This is a genomic window from Sulfurospirillum sp. UCH001 (assembly GCF_001548035.1).
Lineage (GTDB): Bacteria > Campylobacterota > Campylobacteria > Campylobacterales > Sulfurospirillaceae > Sulfurospirillum.
This window is the reverse complement of the sequence record NZ_AP014723.1, coordinates 1,358,661-1,376,055: the sequence shown is the minus strand read 5'-3', so window position 1 is coordinate 1,376,055 and position 17,395 is coordinate 1,358,661. Positions and strand designations below refer to the sequence as shown.

General features: G+C 37.8%; 15 protein-coding genes and 1 tRNA gene. 4 read left to right on the top strand and 12 right to left on the bottom strand.

Going from position 1 to position 17,395, the window contains the following annotated elements:
• Window position 1: 1 nt before the first annotated feature.
• Both ilvA and UCH001_RS06880 read right to left on the bottom strand, forming a co-directional pair.
• Window positions 2–1,213 carry a threonine ammonia-lyase gene (ilvA, locus tag UCH001_RS06885; protein ID WP_067176079.1) on the bottom strand — a complete coding sequence of 404 codons (1,212 nt, stop codon included), beginning with the start codon at window positions 1,211–1,213 and terminating at the stop codon, window positions 2–4.
• On the bottom strand, window positions 1,213–1,647 hold the full coding sequence (locus UCH001_RS06880; protein ID WP_067176076.1) for a CoA-binding protein: 435 nt from the start codon (window positions 1,645–1,647) through the stop codon (window positions 1,213–1,215). Before UCH001_RS06880 ends, ilvA begins: the two co-directional genes overlap by 1 nt.
• A gap of 124 nt (window positions 1,648–1,771) precedes the next feature.
• Here UCH001_RS06880 and UCH001_RS06875 point away from each other — a divergent pair, with 124 nt between their 5' ends.
• Window positions 1,772–2,953, top strand: coding sequence for a methyl-accepting chemotaxis protein (locus tag UCH001_RS06875; protein WP_067176074.1), 1,182 nt, complete (start codon window positions 1,772–1,774; stop codon window positions 2,951–2,953).
• A gap of 14 nt (window positions 2,954–2,967) precedes the next feature.
• Here the strand turns inward: UCH001_RS06875 and trmA are convergent, their stop codons facing one another.
• Genes trmA through UCH001_RS06860 form a run of 3 tightly spaced genes read right to left on the bottom strand, consistent with a single transcriptional unit; the run spans window position 2,968 to window position 6,365 of the window.
• A complete protein-coding gene (gene trmA / locus UCH001_RS06870; RefSeq protein ID WP_067176071.1) occupies window positions 2,968–4,071 on the bottom strand; it encodes a tRNA (uridine(54)-C5)-methyltransferase TrmA in 1,104 nt (367 codons plus the stop codon).
• Between the two features lie 43 nt (window positions 4,072–4,114).
• Window positions 4,115–4,825, bottom strand: a complete 711-nt coding sequence (locus tag UCH001_RS06865) for a hypothetical protein (RefSeq protein ID WP_067176068.1) — start codon at window positions 4,823–4,825, stop codon at window positions 4,115–4,117.
• Window positions 4,826–4,850: 25 nt separating this feature from the next.
• Window positions 4,851–6,365, bottom strand: coding sequence for a B12-binding domain-containing radical SAM protein (locus UCH001_RS06860; protein ID WP_067176066.1), 1,515 nt, complete (start codon window positions 6,363–6,365; stop codon window positions 4,851–4,853).
• 115 nt (window positions 6,366–6,480) lie between these two features.
• On the opposite strand from UCH001_RS06860, the gene UCH001_RS06855 reads away from it, so the two are divergent.
• A tRNA-Pro gene (locus UCH001_RS06855) sits at window positions 6,481–6,558 on the top strand.
• 256 nt (window positions 6,559–6,814) lie between these two features.
• Here the strand turns inward: UCH001_RS06855 and UCH001_RS06850 are convergent.
• Complete coding sequence (locus tag UCH001_RS06850) at window positions 6,815–7,084, bottom strand: hypothetical protein (RefSeq protein ID WP_067176064.1); 270 nt, start codon at window positions 7,082–7,084, stop codon at window positions 6,815–6,817.
• Between the two features lie 88 nt (window positions 7,085–7,172).
• On the opposite strand from UCH001_RS06850, the gene UCH001_RS06840 reads away from it, so the two are divergent.
• A protein-coding gene (locus UCH001_RS06840) for an IS3 family transposase (protein ID WP_145973094.1) occupies window positions 7,173–8,353 on the top strand; the annotation gives its coding sequence in 2 pieces (ribosomal slippage) (window positions 7,173–7,461 and window positions 7,461–8,353; 1,182 coding nt in all).
• A gap of 6 nt (window positions 8,354–8,359) precedes the next feature.
• Here the strand turns inward: UCH001_RS06840 and UCH001_RS06835 are convergent.
• Both UCH001_RS06835 and UCH001_RS06830 read right to left on the bottom strand, forming a co-directional pair.
• Window positions 8,360–8,572: a hypothetical protein gene (locus UCH001_RS06835; RefSeq protein WP_067176061.1), complete on the bottom strand. Its 213-nt coding sequence runs from the start codon at window positions 8,570–8,572 to the stop codon at window positions 8,360–8,362.
• Between the two features lie 660 nt (window positions 8,573–9,232).
• The gene (locus tag UCH001_RS06830; protein WP_067176058.1) at window positions 9,233–9,868 is read right to left on the bottom strand and encodes a recombinase family protein; all 636 of its coding nucleotides are present in this window, start codon (window positions 9,866–9,868) and stop codon (window positions 9,233–9,235) included.
• Between the two features lie 456 nt (window positions 9,869–10,324).
• Here UCH001_RS06830 and UCH001_RS06825 point away from each other — a divergent pair, with 456 nt between their 5' ends.
• The gene (locus UCH001_RS06825; protein WP_067176055.1) at window positions 10,325–10,726 is read left to right on the top strand and encodes a hypothetical protein; all 402 of its coding nucleotides are present in this window, start codon (window positions 10,325–10,327) and stop codon (window positions 10,724–10,726) included.
• 309 nt (window positions 10,727–11,035) lie between these two features.
• On the opposite strand, the gene UCH001_RS06815 is transcribed toward UCH001_RS06825, so the two are convergent.
• The 4 genes from UCH001_RS06815 to UCH001_RS06800 all read right to left on the bottom strand — a co-directional run bounded on the left by UCH001_RS06815 (window position 11,036) and on the right by UCH001_RS06800 (window position 17,373).
• On the bottom strand, window positions 11,036–13,897 hold the full coding sequence (locus tag UCH001_RS06815; protein ID WP_067176050.1) for a type I restriction endonuclease subunit R: 2,862 nt from the start codon (window positions 13,895–13,897) through the stop codon (window positions 11,036–11,038).
• A gap of 8 nt (window positions 13,898–13,905) precedes the next feature.
• Window positions 13,906–15,063 (bottom strand): restriction endonuclease subunit S, encoded by a 1,158-nt coding sequence (locus tag UCH001_RS06810; protein WP_067176047.1) that lies wholly within the window; start codon window positions 15,061–15,063, stop codon window positions 13,906–13,908.
• 9 nt (window positions 15,064–15,072) lie between these two features.
• A complete protein-coding gene (locus UCH001_RS06805; RefSeq protein ID WP_067176045.1) occupies window positions 15,073–16,632 on the bottom strand; it encodes a type I restriction-modification system subunit M in 1,560 nt (519 codons plus the stop codon).
• An 84-nt stretch (window positions 16,633–16,716) separates the two neighbouring features.
• Entirely contained in the window at window positions 16,717–17,373 is a 657-nt protein-coding gene (locus UCH001_RS06800) for a hypothetical protein (RefSeq protein ID WP_067176042.1), read from the bottom strand.
• Between the last annotated feature and the right edge of the window lie 22 nt (window positions 17,374–17,395).

Here is a 17,395-nt window from a genome sequence, read left to right as displayed (position 1 = left end):
TTTAAACTTCTTCTGTAAATGGATACCCAGCTTCTTCTAAAAGTCCACGAATCATTTGTTGATGCTCTAACCCTTTTGTTTCTAGCATAATCGTAATTTGTGCATCTCCATAAGAAAGTTTCGTTGAGAAACGATCATAATCAATTTGAATAATGTTGGCATTAGCATTTTTAAATAGGTCTGTCAGACGCATCAGTGAGCCCGGCTTATCGATAAGTGTAATGACCAACTTCATTTTACGATGTGATTTAATCAAACCTTTTTCGATAATGACAGAAAGCATCTGCACATCGATGTTGCCACCACTTAAAACAGCTCCAATTTTCATATCTTTCGTAAAAGCAAATTTTTGATGCATAATAGCAGCCACACTCGCTGCTCCTCCACCCTCAACAACCAGTTTTTGGCGCTCAAGTAGAAACAAAATTGCAGCAGCGATTTCTTCATCATCAACGGTTACCACTTCATCTACACACTCTAGGATATGCTCTAAATTCGACTCACTGACATCACGTACAGCAATACCATCAGCGATGGTGCGAACACTTTTAGAGTTAATAGCTTTTTTGGCATAAAATGATTCATACATAGCAGGTGCACCAGAAGCATTAACACCAATGACTTTAATTTTTGGATCGATCTGTTTGATGGCAGAACTCATACCGCTGATAAGCCCTCCTCCACCAATAGGAACAACTACGATATCAAGATCATTGATCTCATCAATCATCTCAAGTGCTACCGTTCCTTGTCCAGCAATCACCGTAGGATCTTCAAAAGGGTGGATAAAAGTCAGTCCATGCTCTTTTGCATACGTTAACGCATACGCATAAGCTTCATCGTAATTATCACCATGTAAAATCACTTCAGCACCCAAAGCCTTTGTTCCTGTTACTTTTAAAAGAGGGGTTGCTTCAGGCATAACAATTGTTGCTGAGATTCCAAAACTACGTGCTGAGTATGCAACGCCTTGCGCATGATTGCCAGCACTGGCTGCGATAACACCTTTTTTACGCTCTTCTTTCGTTAAAGAGGCTATTTTATTGTAAGCACCTCTAAGTTTATAGGCACCTGTAATTTGAAGATTTTCTTTTTTCAAATAGACTTGGGCACCTACTTCATCACTTAAATGTGGAGCCAATGCACAAGGTGTTTTTGTGACAACGTTTCCCAGTTGTCGTTTTGCTTTTACAATTTCACTAAGAGATATCATTATTTCATTAACCTTTCATATTCTACCTTGGTACATCGATTCTGCACGGCAATTAAGCCATGTTCTTGTGCTTTAGCACATGCTTTATTGTTGATGATACCTATTTGTAACCAAAAGACTTTAACGTCACCTTTTTTTAAAACTTCTTCGATTAAGCTATCTGCAATTTCAGGTTTGCGAAACATATCTACCATATCCACTTGCCCAGGGATGTCTAAAAGACTACGGTAAACTTTCTCACCCAAAATTGTCTCTTCTTTCGGATAAATCGGATAAATTTTAAACCCATGTCCTTGTAAGTAGCGCGCTACTCTATGGCTATCTTTGGTAGGATCAGGAGATAGTCCAATAATGGCAATGCTCTTACACATCGAAAAAATGTCTTTAATGCCTGCATCACCAGGCATGCTAATGTTTGAAATGTCGCATTCCATTTTGGCTCCTTAAAATAAATTAAGTTAGAAGTTTAGCACTTCATAGCTTTTGCCTCGATTATCCATGGCTTTTGTCATGTTAATTTGTTATAATCAGGGGGTTTACATACATAAGGAGGGGTTAATGTTTCTTAATCAAATTAAGATTAAAACCAAGGGCTGGTTTTTAGCCATTGGAGTTTTGTGTGGTTTTATGGCCAATATTATCTTGGTCTCTTTTCTCATTACAGGAACTGAGCGATTGATTTTAATTATTGGATCCATATGCGGTATGATATTTTTCTTCGTCTTTACACGTGTTATGATTGTAAGTATGACAAACTCCATAGATGCTCTTTTTGCCATTACACTTGATCTTGCAAAAGGAAGTGGAGATCTCACCAAACGTATTCAAATTAATTCAAAAGATGAGATTGCTGATCTATCAGACAACATCAATCAATTCATCGAAAAAATTCACACAACCGTTGTTACATCGACACAAACATCGTCACAAAGTGCCCAAATGGCACACCAATTCTCAGCAATTTCCAATGATGTCGATAAACGTATGGCGGAAGAGCGTGATTTTGTAAAGAAAACAAAAGATTTGGGCGATGCCATGAAATTAACACTAGAGCAAAATACATGCAATGCCTCTCAAACAAGCCAAAATATTCTAAATGCTTCCCAGACGCTTAATACCACTGCATTAGAGATTAAAAACTTAGTTAATAATATTCAACAAGCATCAGAAGTAGAATCTCATACGTCTGAGCGCCTCCAACAACTCAGCAACGATGCCAATCAAGTCAAAAATGTTCTTACGGTTATCTCAGATATCGCAGATCAAACAAATCTTTTAGCGCTTAATGCTGCTATTGAAGCTGCACGAGCAGGAGAACATGGACGTGGATTTGCCGTTGTTGCAGATGAAGTACGAAACTTAGCTGAGAGAACACAAAAAAGCTTGACAGAAATTAATGCAACGATCAATGTGATTGTTCAAAATATCATGGATGCAAGCGATCAAATGAGTAAAAATTATAAATTTATCGAACAAATGGCACATAATTCTGAAGAAGTAGAAGCTAAAATCAGTAATACGGAAGCCATTATCAAAGAAGCATCTGATGCCTCTTTAATTGCTTCTAATGTGTCACAAAAACTCTCAAATGACACCGCAACGATCATAAAAAATATCGGTGAACTTTACGAGTCATCTATGCAAAATAGCAATGATGTCAAAAATCTAAACACATCTTCACAACAACTTTTAGGACTCTCTGAAACCCTAGCGTCTAAACTTGCTCTCTTTAAAATCTAACCCTCTTTTTAGGGTTAGATTCGCTTTAAAATAACGCCAGACTCCAAGTGCTCCGTATTCGGGAATTGATCGAATAGTGCAAAATGGCAGATGGCGTACTTCTTCGTTAACACTTCAAGATCACGTTTAAGCGTTTCAGGATTACATGAAATGTAGATGATGTTCTCAAATTGGGAGATAAACTCTAAACTTGCTTCATCCATACCTGAACGAGGTGGATCAACAAAGACATGGCTAAAGCGGTAATCTTCAAGATGAATGCCTTTTAAACGGTTGTATTCGCGTTCTTTTTTCAGTGCAGAAGTAAGCTCCTCGGCACTCATGCGTAGAAAAGTGATATTATGCGTATCATTGAGTTCGCAGTTTTGAAGCGCCGATGCAATGGATGTTTTAGAAATCTCAGTTGCTAAAACTTTTTTAAATCTTCCAGCCATTGGAATGGTAAAATTACCATAGCCACAGTACAGCTCTAATAAATCTTCACAGTTCTCAAGATGACCTAAAACCCAGCTGATCATCTTCTGATTCATAGCACGGTTTGGTTGTGAAAATCCACCTTCAATGATGTTATAACGATAAGTCTTAGCAGCAATATCAAAACGATCTTCTACAAAATCTTGACTAAGAACCCTTTTCATTCCACGACTTCGACCAATGATAAAAATGCGAAATGCTTTTTCAAGCTCTTTTGCTTCACTTTCCCATACTTCATTTAAAGGCTTGTGATAAATAAGTGTGACTAAAAGATGCTCTGAAGAAGCCAAAAATTCTATGGCGAAAATCTTTTCACGAAGCATGGGCGAGCTTTCGATCTGTTGTAAAAGTTTTGGCATTAGTGTATAGATTTTCATCTCGACTTTTGGACAGTTTTCGATGCAGACAGCACCTTTCTTATCGACAGCTCCCATGGCGTAACTGATCGTATCACCCTCTTTCCAAATGCGAAACTCAGAGCGTCCACGGTAGTGTTCAGAAACAGACTCAAAGAAATCGAAATGCTTAACATTGAAAGGTTCAAATAAAGCATACATATGAGCCTTTTTATGGGCACACTGTGCATCATAGTCTAATGTATAAAGCGTACAGCTACCGCATTTTCCAAAATAAGAACACTCCATGAAACCTCTTTATTACTAATTATTTTATGTAAAATTATATGTATTATAGAACTAATGTTGAAAGTAAACCTATTAGCGCACCAAAAAAACCACCCCAAACAACGAGCCATCCCAAATGTTCTTTAATGAAATTTTGTACGATCTCTTTTACCATCTGTGGTGTTAACTCATTTAATCGCGCATCGATCATCTGTTCTATGGTTATAAGCATATCATCTGTAAGTGATGAATTTTGTATGCTTTGTACTATTTTTTGTTGAAATACATTACTTTCACTAATATCAAGTATAGAATCTTTTAGTTTTTCACTAAATGGCGCACGAAGCCCTTCTAAAGCGCTTGCTCCACCAAACATAGCAAGCATTCCACCAAATGATGACTCCATAACTGTCTTTGTTAATGCATCAAACGCAGGTGAAAAGTCTACTTCTGCAATAATAGGCGTTAAATCGAGCTTTTTTTCTTCTTTCGCAAAGAAAGCATCCAACTGGTCTTTAGTAAAAAACTGTTCCATCATCAAGTTTTTGATAGAAGCTTTAAATGCTTCAAATTGTAGCTGAATAACACCACTACCATACAAAAATGGTACTTTTTCAAATAGCATATGAATAGCGATTTGGTTTGTTACTGCCCCTGAAAAAGCAAAAAGACCTGTAAGTAAACTCCAATGTGCATACGGCTCTGGAATCACAAATGATAGACCAATAAGTCCAACACTGATGATGTCAGTCCACCAACTTTTATCAATTTTCATTCTTCCTCCTTATAAAAAAGCGCCATTATACTGTGGCATGTTTTAACTGGCGTTTATTGAGTTTTGCGTAGCCTTCTTTTTGTTCCTCATGAGGCACATAGTTTTCACGTAAAAATGAAGGCATTTTACGTCCTCGAACCGTCATAATATCTTCAATGAGAAGCGCTTTGATCTCCTCTTCACTATGTTCCATCTCTTCACAAAGATAACGAAAAAGAAGCTGAGCTAAACGATCAAGTGAGATTTGCCATGTGGATTCAGTTTGGTTATAAAGCCATTCGCTAAAAGCATAGAAACCTTCATAGACTTTGCCCTCTTTCCATAACAATGTAGCACTCTTTTTAAAATTACCGCTGTTATAAACCATATCCCAAAAACGGGCAAAGCGCTTTATCTTTTGCATCTCTTTAAATGGAATTAAATCATTTTGCAAAATATCATAAGGTGGTTTATCGGAATACACCATCCCATAGATCTCATCGTGCCTTGAGATAGTCGTTCCTGAAAGCTTTTTAAGAATGCCGATTTGAATTTCACACTGTGTAAGGGAGTAAAGTTTATCTAAATTGTGTCCAAACCCCTCCAAACTTTCACCTGGTAAGCCAATAATGAGATCAACATGTAAATGCGCATGCGTTTGCTCTTGCAAGAATGCCAAGTTGTCTTCTATCTTAGGGATATTTAAACGTCTATGGATGTTTTTAGAAATCTCAGGATCAAGTGTTTGGATGCCCACTTCAAGTTGCAATGCAGCAGGTGGAAACTGAGCTATTTTTTCACGAAGGATAGCAGGAAAATGATCTGGTATCACTTCGAAATGTACAAAATACTCTTCCGTTTTTGAGAGAAAAAAGTCTAACAGTTTGGTCGCATTTTCAATGCTAAGATTAAACGTGCGGTCTATAAACTTAAAATTACGCACCCCTCGCTGCCAAAGCTTTTCAAGTTCACCTATAAAACGCCCTATTTCGATGTCACGTACTTTTTTATCGGCCGATGAGAGACAAAACTCACACGTAAAAGGACATCCACGACTCGCTTCAACGTAGCAGTAACGGTTTTTGATGTCATGGTCTGTGTAGTAATCATATGGCAATTTTATGGCACTTAAGTTAACCATGGGTGCTTTGATAACACGTTCACTTGGCATATTGCCCTCAAGGAGTGTTTTACAGAGCGTATAAAAAGCGATGTCACCCTCACCTTGAATAATGTAGTCTGCACCACTAAAATCCACACGATGTGGAAAATGGCTCGCTTCGGGACCGCCTAAGATGATAAGAACCTGTGGTGCTACTTTTTTAAGGATGGTAATGAGTTCTTGTACTTCCAACGCATTCCAAATGTATGCACCAATGCCCACGATTTTAGGCTCATACCTCAAAATTTCTTCTGCAGCATCCGCCACTTGAGAGTTGATGACAAACTCTAAAATCTTAGCTTTGTCTTTGAGCTCTTCGAGGTTTGCAAAAAGATAGCGTTGCGCAATAGAGGTATGTGTATAACGTGCGTTAAACGTTGTTAAGAGAATTTCTTTCATAGAGTACCAGTGTTGATTTTTTCTAAAATGATTCGATCGTGTCGTTAATTATAGATCACTTATTATAATAAAACTTTTTGGTTATCTTGGTTAAAATCCAAATTCTTGAATGCGTCGGGGTGTAGCGCAGCCTGGCTAGCGCGCTACCTTGGGGTGGTAGAGGTCGCGTGTTCGAATCACGTCACTCCGACCATTTTTATGCTTCATAAGTGGCTATTTTAGGGAGTCTTTAAGACTTTCTTTACACAAGATAGCTAGACGAATAGTACCCTCTAAAAACCTAAAAAATCCTTAGTTTGTGTAATGGTTTGTGTAATAGTAGACTAGAGGTCGTACTATAGAAAACTAATGAAAACAAATAGGTGATTATAAGTGTCTGAGAGCCTGTGGAGAGATAGAAAAACTACAAGGTAACTATGAGGGATTCCCATAGCTACCACAGGTTTTTATTATGCTACTCTTTGTACTTCTTTTCTGTCAAGCTCCTTTACTCTAAACACCTTCTTGCAGAACTCCTCTTCACTGATACCATCATCTAAAAGCTCACATGCAGTCATAATCTTTGATTGCAGTGCTAGTCTTTCTTCAAGTTGTGCTGTAGTGGCATTGTTCCAGTCTTGACCTTCACCTAAGATGTGGTCTCTGATACGATTACCCATACGAAGGATAAGCCACTGTGATGTCTTCATAGGGAATTTATCTACAAGGGCTCTAGTCATAAGACCATATTGTAGCCCTGTGATCTGGCTACACTTATTAGGACACAGAAATGATAAGATTTCTACATAATAAGGAAGGATTGATAATATGGTCAACAAAGCTCAGAAATATACTCAAGAGTTTAAAAACTCAACAATACAATTAGCCCTCAATAGTGAAAAATCAGCCTATCAAATAGCACAAGATTTAGGGATGAGTGATAAAACACTGTATGCGTGGCTACGAGACTATAGGAAAAAGCATCACTTAATTTCTGAATTACCGAACCGAACTACCAATAGTTCACCCAAAGAAAGTCTTGAAGAGGAGAATCGACGACTGCGTAAAGAGAACTCAAAGTTGAAGATAGAGAGAGATATTTTAAAAAAGGCAGCGGCGTTCTTCGCGAAAGAAGCTCATTGAAGTACGCCTGGATTAAAGAGCATCGTAATGAATTCAATATTGCGCACATGTGCCATTTATTAGAGGTTTCTCGTAACTGTTATTATCGATGGCTTCGAATAGAGAGGCAAGAAGATATGGTATTAAACACCATGATTCAAGATATTTTTCTTAGCACTTATCAAACGTACGGCACACGCCGAATGAAAAAGAGACTTGAACAACTCTATGGATTGATCGTCTCTCGTAGACGTATTGCAAGGATTATGAAAAAACTTGGGCTAAGTTGTCGCAATAAACGTCGTTTTAGAGTTCTTACCACCAACTCCAATCATACCTATGCTATTGCCCCTAATCGAATTCAACAAGATTTTTATGCCTCAGTTCCTAATCAAATGTATGTAGGTGATATAACCTATATCCCGACACAAGAAGGATGGCTCTATTTAGCTGTCGTCATTGATTTATATTCAAGAAGAGTTATTGGTTGGTCTATGGATGCACATATGAGTGCAACACTTGTCAACGATGCGCTTTTTATGGCGCTTAAAAAACGCAATCCTCCGCAGGGTGTCATCTGGCATACCGATCGTGGCAGTCAATATGCTTCCGATGCCCATAAAGCCATGCTTAAAGAATATGGCATCGTCCAAAGTATGAGTGCTAAGGGAAATTGTTATGATAATGCTGTTGCCGAGAGTTTCTTTCATTCTTTAAAAACAGAACTTACGCACCATATGAAATTTGAAACAAGGAGCCAAGCAAATCAAGCTATATTTGAATATATCGAAGTGTTTTATAATAGACAGAGGTTGCACTCTAGTAATGGTTATTTGTCACCAGTGGATTTTGAAAATAAACTGTTACAAAACGATATGAGTGCCTAGACATATTTATTTCTGTGTATCATAAAGTGTTGACAGATCACTAGGATGCTTAAAGTCCAACTTCGGACAGGATTCAGCAATCCTCTGACACTCCTCTAAGTTGGGTGTTATATAGATGTATTTGTGCTGTGTGTTACTATTCATATGTTGAATAATGTGTGTAGTCTTGCCACTACCCATGACAGCATCATAGATAGTGATTGTGTGTTTTAGTTCCATTGTATAGAACCTCCTTTCATGTTTTTGATTATGTGTTTATGAAAGAAGACTACAGGTCAATCTATCGTGATAATAGACTCACCTCTAGCATTATTTTTAGTGTGTGTTTTGATGGGTGTTTACTCCTATAAGGGGGTAGTCCCAACGAGAGCCCTAAAATAGGCACTTTTGTAGCACCCTTTAAATGAGGTGATATTTGATTCTCCCCTATAGGTGGCAGTCCCCATTTACACTATAACGGATACAGACTATTCCTACTTACATAGGTGTCACTTATAGCCCTGTGAGAGCCTACAGAGAGACAAACGATAAATGACTGCTTCATTGTGTAGATGAGATGTAAAGAGGCTCTAAGATACTCCTAGAGAGGATAAATAGTTTATGATTGAAAATAGAAGGATTAATAGATTCTACTCCTATAGCACGACCACCTCCTCAGAGCTCTAAAATAGGCACTTGGAGAGATACTCTATTCGTCTGTTACGTGAGCCCTTATTTCTCCTATAGGGGGTGAACTCAACGAGAGCCCTAAAATAGGCACTTTTAGAAATAGTATGTAAAATAATGTGTAAAGTATGTGTGAGGTTGTAGAAGTACCACAAGGAGAGCTACGAGTCACCTTAAGACCCCTTTTGCTCTCTGTAGGCTTTGAGGATTGGTCTATTTAACTAATCCTCTTCGTTTGAGATAGACAGATAAACTAGCCACACTACAATTCCCTTTACCCATGACAGGTTCTAAGTGGTTTGAGACAATCTTATTGAGAGATAAACCTAGCGTATGAAGCTCCACAATACGATCAACATGTGCATCATACTTAGACTTCTGAGTTGTCCCTTTTGGTTTACCCAATACAACCCCTTGAGCTTTCCTCGCCTTGAGAGCTTCTGTGGTTCTTTGACTAATCAAGTCACGCTCTAACTCAGAGAAGAGACTCATAAGGGTTATCATAGCCTTAGAGACAAAATCATTCTTATTGTTGGGGTTAATAACCATCTTCTGTTTGATGATATGAAGTTCTACTCCAATACTCATAAGCTTCTCAATGGTCTGTAGAACCTCTTGAGTGCTTCTACCAAGTCGTGAGAGTTCACTAATGATAAGCATATCGCCCAAGCTTAGAGAGGTGAATAAGTCATCTATGAGTCTGTCTCTCATGTTCTTACGTGAACTCATGGTGACATCTATAAACTTATCCACCTTTACATGTAACTCATGGGCGTAGTTTAATATCTCATTCTTTTGGTTAGATGTGACCTGTGTATCTGTTGAAACTCTTATGTAGCCTACTATCATGTGACACCCTTTAAGACTTAACGTATTTATTGCTTGAAACTTTATCAGATTATAAATACTATGTCAAGTATAAGACAATACAAATACAATCATGTATAACGATGGTTAAGAGTTAATAAACTAGATAAACCTTTGATGAGATGAAGTAGAGGTCAAAGAGATACTATGGTACTCACTTGATGAAGTATCATCTGTGTTGGTGTAACCTTGCTCTGTGAGAGCCTGTGGAGATGTTTAGAGGTACTTATGAGTCGTCTTGAAATGCTAAAGCCTCTCCATAGTGTCCACCACAGAGACACTTTTGGATGAAACGGGAGGGCATACGGGGGTATTTCCTATTGGTGACGTTTTGATATGCCCTTTCAGATATTTTTAGTATTTTTTATAAGTCGGTTTAAGCATGATATGACATATAAAATCATATCATCTTACCTTTAAATCATATCGGAGAATGTCTTGGAATGGGAAGAATTAAAATCAAAATATCAAAATAAAGAGATAACTATTAGCATAGATTTATCTTTAGCTATGAATCTAATGAACCCTAGAAGTCCTCTTATAGACCATATGTTTAAAGCTCGTAAATACGCTCATTACTTGTCGCTATTTTCATACCTTGGATGTTTGTATATAGGATGTATTATGGGTATTGCTTGGTTCTTTACTGACAATAGCTTTAGTGGATGGATACCAGTCGGTCTTTTGGCTTTTGTTTTAGTTGTGAATAATCCTTTAAGAAAAAGTGCTGGTAAGTTTATTATTGAAGAAGCTGTAGAAAATAAACGTTACTACGAGTCATTACAAATGTTTGAGGCGATTCATCAAACTACAGTTTTAGTAATAAAGGGAATCAACTAATGTCAATATGGAAAATATTAAGAGGGCTCGGACTTACACTAGTCATACTCGGTGAGCTTTGTATTATTATTGGATTAGGTGGAATATGGTATGCTGAAGGCTTTAGTGCTATGTTAAGTGTGTTAAACCCATTCAATATTGTTAACTATCTTACCATGATAATAATGATAGCTCCAGGGGCATTTTTATATCAATATTCTAATAAAAAAATCAGAGGTTACTAGTTATTATCAGAGCAGACCTAAAATCTACCCTTATTACGGGAGCTATAGTATCTATGGCTTTGTGATTGTGAGAGACAGCTTTTATCTACCTCTCATAAAACGTCTCGACAAACCCTATAATCTTATCCAACAGTCGAGGTAAGATTTTATTGCGCTCTAACAGTTTAGGTTTGACTTGAAGTGTTTTAGCGATGTCGTCATCAAGGGGCTTTCGTCCATCGTAGATGTAGGTATCGATGACGTTACGTAGCTCCTCTTTGTGTAGGTTTTCTTTCTCTGCAAGCTCATCAAATGCTTTTTCTCTTTCACTCTCCACAAACGTATCGTAAGCATTTTCGACATCATCGGCACTAATGCCTTCAAGCGTAGTATCGATGAATTTTTCAATCAGCTCTTTTTTACTTCGTAGTTGAGGGTTAGAGTTAATGATGTTGACGATACTCTCACGCTGTTTTGGTTTATCCTCAGGTGTTGCCTCTGCGTATTTTGCTAAAAGCTTCAAGATGTAAGCGACATTGATTTCATCTTTATGGATGAGTTCAAGCTCAAAGTCAACATCGTTCAAGATAGAGACTTTTTCGCCTACTTTGCCCATCCCTTGACCTTTCATCTGGTCATACAAGTCAAGGTATTTGGATTTATAGTCTTCAAACTCTTGCTCACTCATTTCCAAATCAGACCATCTAAACTCACTAAAGCCTTCTAAGATATTCTTTGTTCGTATCAACGCTCTAAAGGCAACAACAAACTGTGCCTGTGCTTCTTCATCAGGAAGTAAATCAACACTTGAAACACTTGGAGCGATTTTAAACATCTCTTGAGCATTGTTATTAAACACCTTAACATAGTAGGCATACGACTTCATTAAGATGATATCTTTCGCTTCTTTATTGGAGAAGAGTGCTATGGCATCATCGGTGTATTTTTTGAGGTTTCTAAAGCAGACAATATTGCCTTGAGACTTCTTCTCACCTAAGATTCTATTGGTTCGGCTAAACGCTTGAATGAGCCCATGATACTTGAGGTTTTTATCGACATAAAGGGTATTGAGACTTGGACTATCAAAGCCTGTCAAAAACATATTAACAACAAGAAGGATGTCGATTTCTCTGTTTTTCACCTTCTTGGAGATGTCATTGTAGTAGTTGTAAAAGCTTTGAGTATCTTTGGTAGTGAACTTTGAGCCAAAGAGTTTGTTATAGTCTTGGATGTACTCTTCTAGTTTATCTCGTGAGTGTTTATTGATATGCGCTTCATCGACATGTGCCCCATCATTCTCATCTAAGTCATAGATACCGTTGGCATCTTTATCTTCTTCATTCGCACTGTAGCTAAAGATAGTCGCTATTTTTAAAGGGTGCTTTTTACGTTTAAAGAGCTCATAGTACTTACACAGCACATCCACACTGCTGACACACATCATCGCTGTAAACTCACGAGAGTGGGTCTTTTGGTCATGATGCGTGATGATGTAGTCTACGATTTGCTCCAGTCTTCTTTCATCATCCATCAACTCCTTGATATCAATGCCTTCGACTTCAAAGTCTTTGAAGACTTCATCGTTCTCTTTCTTTTTGTATCTGCCTATGTACTCTACAGAGAACTTTAAAACATTATCATCGCTTATCGCATCGGTGATGACATAACGGTGCAGACACTCACCAAAAAGCTCGGTGGTGGTTCGTTTACCGTACCTGTTGCCTACAGCATTTTCAGGGAAGATAGGTGTGCCTGTAAAGCCGATAAGCTGAGCATTGGTAAAAAAGCCTGTGATGTTTTTATGGGTCTCTCCAAACTGACTTCTGTGGCACTCATCAAAGATAAAGACGATATGTTTATCTTTTAGTGCTTCCATATCTTTGAGGTAATGCGCTTTAGAGATGGCAGTGTTGAGCTTTTGAATGGTGGTGATGATGAGATTGCTCTCTTTGAGGGCACCTTTCTTATCTTTGTGCTCTCCTAAGAACTGATTGACAAGCACTTTGGTGTTATCGGTTCCATCGACGGAGCCATCGGAGAAGCTGTTGAACTCTTTACTGGTTTGGTAGTCTAAGTCTTTTCTATCGACCACAAAGACCACTTTATCCACTTCAGGGAGCTTGGTAAGAATCTGAGAGGCTTTAAAGGAGGTCAGTGTTTTACCTGAGCCTGTCGTGTGCCATATATAGCCGTTTTTATTTGTGTTTTTCACTTTATCAACGATGGCTTCAACAGCGTAGTATTGGTAGGGTCTTAGTACCATCAGTATCTTTGGCACTTCAGCAAGGACGATGTATTTGCATATCATCTTAGAGATATGGCATCGCTCCAAAAAAGTACTTGTAAAGGCTTCAATATTTTTAATGTTGTTATTTTCTTTATCAGCCCAAAAGAAGGTCTGTTTGAAGGTTTGTTTTTTGTTGTTGGAGTAATACTTGGTATTAACACCATTGGAGATAACAAAGATTTGGACGTAGTGAAACAGAGCAGAGTTAAAGCCATAACTGTGCTTTTGGTAACGGTTGATTTGATTGAAGGCTTCTTTGAGCTCTAAGCCTCTTCGCTTCAGTTCTATCTGTACCAGTGGCAAACCGTTGATAAGAATGGTGACATCGTAACGGTTTTTGTACTGCCCTTCGATGGTAACTTGATGGGTTACTTGAAAGAGGTTTTGGCACCAGTGTTCTGAGTCTAGGAACTCTATGTAAGAGGTATCGCCATTATCTTTGATTAAAGCGTATTTATCTCTAAGTATCTTTGCCTTCTCAAAAACATTGCCTTTATTGAGATGATTCAAGATGCGACTGAACTCGGCAGCACTAATGGTTGTTTTATTGTGTTTTTCCAGTTGGGCTTTGAGGTTGGCAAGGAGTGCCACTTCATCGTTAATAAGGACTTTTTCATACCCAAGAGAGGTTAACTGCTTGAGTAGGTTCTCTTCAAGGACGGCTTCACTTTGTTTACTCATCGTTTCCCTTACACGAACATCTGCTGTAGCAGTGCTTTTTTAAACGCTTTAGTAGCGTTTAGTTGTTTTTGGATGTGCTTTATTTTACTGTCGATAGATGATAGGAAGTTGGCTATTTTGGTTTGTTCTTTGAGACAAGGTACATATATTTTTTCACTAGAATAATCTTTGTAATAAATATGGGGAATTGTACTGCCAACTATATACTTTTCAAAATGTATTCTAAATAATGACAGATAGATGAAGTATAAGTTCATATTCTGATTGTTTTGAATAATGTCCAACGTTCCTAAAACAGAACTTTTAGCATCGCAAAGTAGTACTCTTCCAACACCAGCACCATCTTTAACTATTGAGATATAAGGTGTATCTTCTGTATAAAAATCAATATTCTTTAGATGACCAGTAGCTCCATATATTTTATAATTACCATTATTCTCTTCTAAAGTATTTGCTGATATATTGGAAGACCTTTTCTTTGTTACTTCCCCCAACTTTTTCTCTTCCCACTCAGGATACTTGCTACCATCATCTGCTTTAAATCGTATCTCTTGGCTAAATATTTTTTGCATCACGCCTTTTTTGTATTGTTGCAAAAGCTCCTCTTTTCTGACGAGCAGTTCTATTCTTGTATCGACTGAAGTGAGAAATGAAGCTATTTTTTCTTGTTCGGGTTTTGAGGGTATTAATATGGGCATACTATGCAATTCACTGGTTTCTAATTTTCCAGCTCCAATACCTGTACCTGTTACCATATTTAAGAGTCTATTCTGTGAATGAAGAAACCACTCAAGCATAAATTTACTAGAAATACCTTCTTTAAAACTAATGGCTTTAACATCTTGATTAAACGTTACATTTCTAGTTGTCAAACCTACAGGTATAGTGTTGTAAAGCATACTTCCTCTTACAAGTAACAACATAGTATTTTCAGGTACTTGCCTAGTTCCATTACCAATAGCATCATTTGTTACCATTAGATCAGACGTACTAAAGTAGTGTCCTCTCATAGATGAAGCACTTATCCAAGGGATATTACCATTCCAATATAATGGGTTATCTTTAGAGGGTGTTCCTCCAGATAGCCATTGTGAAATATCTATAAGCTGTCTCTCCTCCCACTCCCCACTAAACTCTTTAAACCTAAGTTTTGGTACATGACTCATCATCATCCCTTAAAATGGCTTAGCGATGCCAAGCTCATCACAAAACTTTGCGATGGTTTCATCTGTGGCTTTCATCTGAACTTCAAGGGCTTGTAGTTCTTGACTGACCACATCTAGGTCAATGGCTTCCTCTTCTTCAAAGGTATCGACATAACGGGGGATGTTTAGGTTGTAGTCATTTTCTTTTATCTCATCCAGTGATGCCAAGTAAGAGTACTTCTCTATGACCTTACGTGTGGCGTAGGTAGTGATTATCTTCGCTACGTTTTCTTCAGTAAGATAGTTTTGTGTTTTGACTTTCTCGAACTCATTGGAAGCATCGATAAAGAGGATGTTAGCGCTATCTTCTCTACACTTCTTAAAGACCAAGATACACGTAGGAATACTTGTACCATAGAAGATATTGGCAGGTAGACCTATGACCGCATCAAGGTAGTTTCTATCTTCTATGAGGTACTGTCTTATGTGCCCTTCACTGGCTCCTCGAAATAAAACACCGTGAGGCAGTACGATAGCCATAGTACCGTTTTCATCCAAATGGTGAATCATATGTTGCACAAAGGCAAAGTCTGCTTTAGAAGATGGTGCTAACTTGCCATACTGTGAGAATCTATCGTCATTTAAAAAGAGGTCATGTGCTGACCATTGAGCTGAAAAAGGAGGATTGGCAACGATGGCTTCAAAGCGATGGTCAAGGTGCTGAGGGTGCTCAAGAGTGTCTTCTTGCTTGATACTAAACTTTCTATAGTGAACATCGTGCATAATCATATTCATACGGCATAAGTTATAGGTGGTACGATTCAGCTCTTGACCGTAGAAGTTAGAGACATCTTCGACCTCTTTGGCAACACGTAAAAGCAAAGAGCCTGACCCACATGTCGGGTCATAGACAGATTTTAGTTTGCTTTTGCCATTGGTGACGATTTTGGCAAGGACTTTAGAGACTTGTTGAGGCGTGTAAAACTCTCCTGCTTTCTTACCTGCTCCTGCAGCGAACTGAGCGATGAGATACTCATAGGCATCGCCTAGCACATCTCTGTCATGGTTTTTAAGTTCAAAGTTTATTTTATCGAGGTGCGTGAGCACTTGAACGATAATCTTGTTACGTGCTTCAACGGTTTTACCCAGTTTCGTAGAGTTTAAATCAAGGTCTTCAAAGAGGTGTACAAAGTCATCTTCTGACTCAGTACCCATAGTAGTCTGTTCGATATTTCTAAGAATCGTTGTTAAATCTTCAAGGATAAAGTTGTTTGTAACTCCATTGCCTCGTTTGGCAACCTCTGAGAAAAGCTCTTCAGGTCTTAGAAAGTAGCCTAACTTTTGGATAGACGCATCTTTGATAGCTTCGATATAGCTCTCTTCATCACTTGAACCGATAATCTCAAAGTACGTGATGTTATCTTCGATAAGTAAGGTGTTGGCATAGTCTTCCATCTTCTCTGAAAGATACTTGTAAAAAATAAACCCAAGGATATAATCTCTAAACTCATCGGCATCCATCTTACCACGCAAGGTGTTTGCGATATTCCATAGTTGTTGCTCTAATAGTTTCTTTTGCTCTTCGCCCATGTGTGATGATACCTCTTTAAATCATTGTGTTACTTAGTATACAAGAATGGTTCATAACAAAAGATAAAAAAGGTATAAAATGTTCTACCAGTTATTGAATGGATTTTTGATTAGCATGAAGTTTGTACGAGGTATGCTAATGAACCCTAAACTTTTATAGTAGTTGGATAAAGATTTTGTAGCTTTTTTCTTATCTTTTTCAAGTATATCTAGCTGTAAGCTATTATGCCACTCAATATTTTGAATCTCTTTTTCTTGTTCTTTAGTTGATAACTGCAAAGGAAAACACTGCAATACTATCAAGTTACACTGATTTGAAAATAGTTTGATGCTGTGATTAATTACTCGTTTTGTTATACCAAGCCCTCTGTATTCGGGGAGAAGCTCTATTCTATCGAAGATAAGTATGTTCTTGTCACAATCAGATTCATCAAGATTTAATAACTTACTTATAGATGTTCTTAGCTCTTCAGTTGAAGGATTATAAAGTATTGTGAAAAACTCCTCCAAGGTTGAAGAGTGACTATCCATAACGTCAAACAAACTACAATGATTGTCATAAGCTGACAACATATCACAAAAGTAGAGCTGTATTTTTCCTGCTAAAACAAAATCGTCTTTCATTTCATTGTATATCTCTATTTTACCGCTTATGTACGTTACATACTCCTCAGGAGTCATATTATCTTGAGGGAGCGATGTATCCATTTCAAACTGTATGCGTAACGATATATCTTCCATAAAATCTTCCTTTTTCTTGTTT

Excerpts from the sequence above, each read along its gene's own strand:
- ilvA (WP_067176079.1), bottom strand. The coding sequence starts at position 1,213 with ATGATATCTCTTAGTGAAATTGTAAAAGCAAAACGACAACTGGGAAAC.
- UCH001_RS06880 (WP_067176076.1), bottom strand. The coding sequence starts at position 1,647 with ATGGAATGCGACATTTCAAACATTAGCATGCCTGGTGATGCAGGCATT.
- UCH001_RS06875 (WP_067176074.1), top strand. The coding sequence starts at position 1,772 with ATGTTTCTTAATCAAATTAAGATTAAAACCAAGGGCTGGTTTTTAGCC.
- trmA (WP_067176071.1), bottom strand. The coding sequence starts at position 4,071 with ATGGAGTGTTCTTATTTTGGAAAATGCGGTAGCTGTACGCTTTATACA.
- UCH001_RS06865 (WP_067176068.1), bottom strand. The coding sequence starts at position 4,825 with ATGAAAATTGATAAAAGTTGGTGGACTGACATCATCAGTGTTGGACTT.
- UCH001_RS06860 (WP_067176066.1), bottom strand. The coding sequence starts at position 6,365 with ATGAAAGAAATTCTCTTAACAACGTTTAACGCACGTTATACACATACC.
- UCH001_RS06850 (WP_067176064.1), bottom strand. The coding sequence starts at position 7,084 with ATGACTAGAGCCCTTGTAGATAAATTCCCTATGAAGACATCACAGTGG.
- UCH001_RS06835 (WP_067176061.1), bottom strand. The coding sequence starts at position 8,572 with ATGGAACTAAAACACACAATCACTATCTATGATGCTGTCATGGGTAGT.
- UCH001_RS06830 (WP_067176058.1), bottom strand. The coding sequence starts at position 9,868 with ATGATAGTAGGCTACATAAGAGTTTCAACAGATACACAGGTCACATCT.
- UCH001_RS06815 (WP_067176050.1), bottom strand. The coding sequence starts at position 13,897 with ATGAGTAAACAAAGTGAAGCCGTCCTTGAAGAGAACCTACTCAAGCAG.
- UCH001_RS06810 (WP_067176047.1), bottom strand. The coding sequence starts at position 15,063 with ATGAGTCATGTACCAAAACTTAGGTTTAAAGAGTTTAGTGGGGAGTGG.
- UCH001_RS06805 (WP_067176045.1), bottom strand. The coding sequence starts at position 16,632 with ATGGGCGAAGAGCAAAAGAAACTATTAGAGCAACAACTATGGAATATC.
- UCH001_RS06800 (WP_067176042.1), bottom strand. The coding sequence starts at position 17,373 with ATGGAAGATATATCGTTACGCATACAGTTTGAAATGGATACATCGCTC.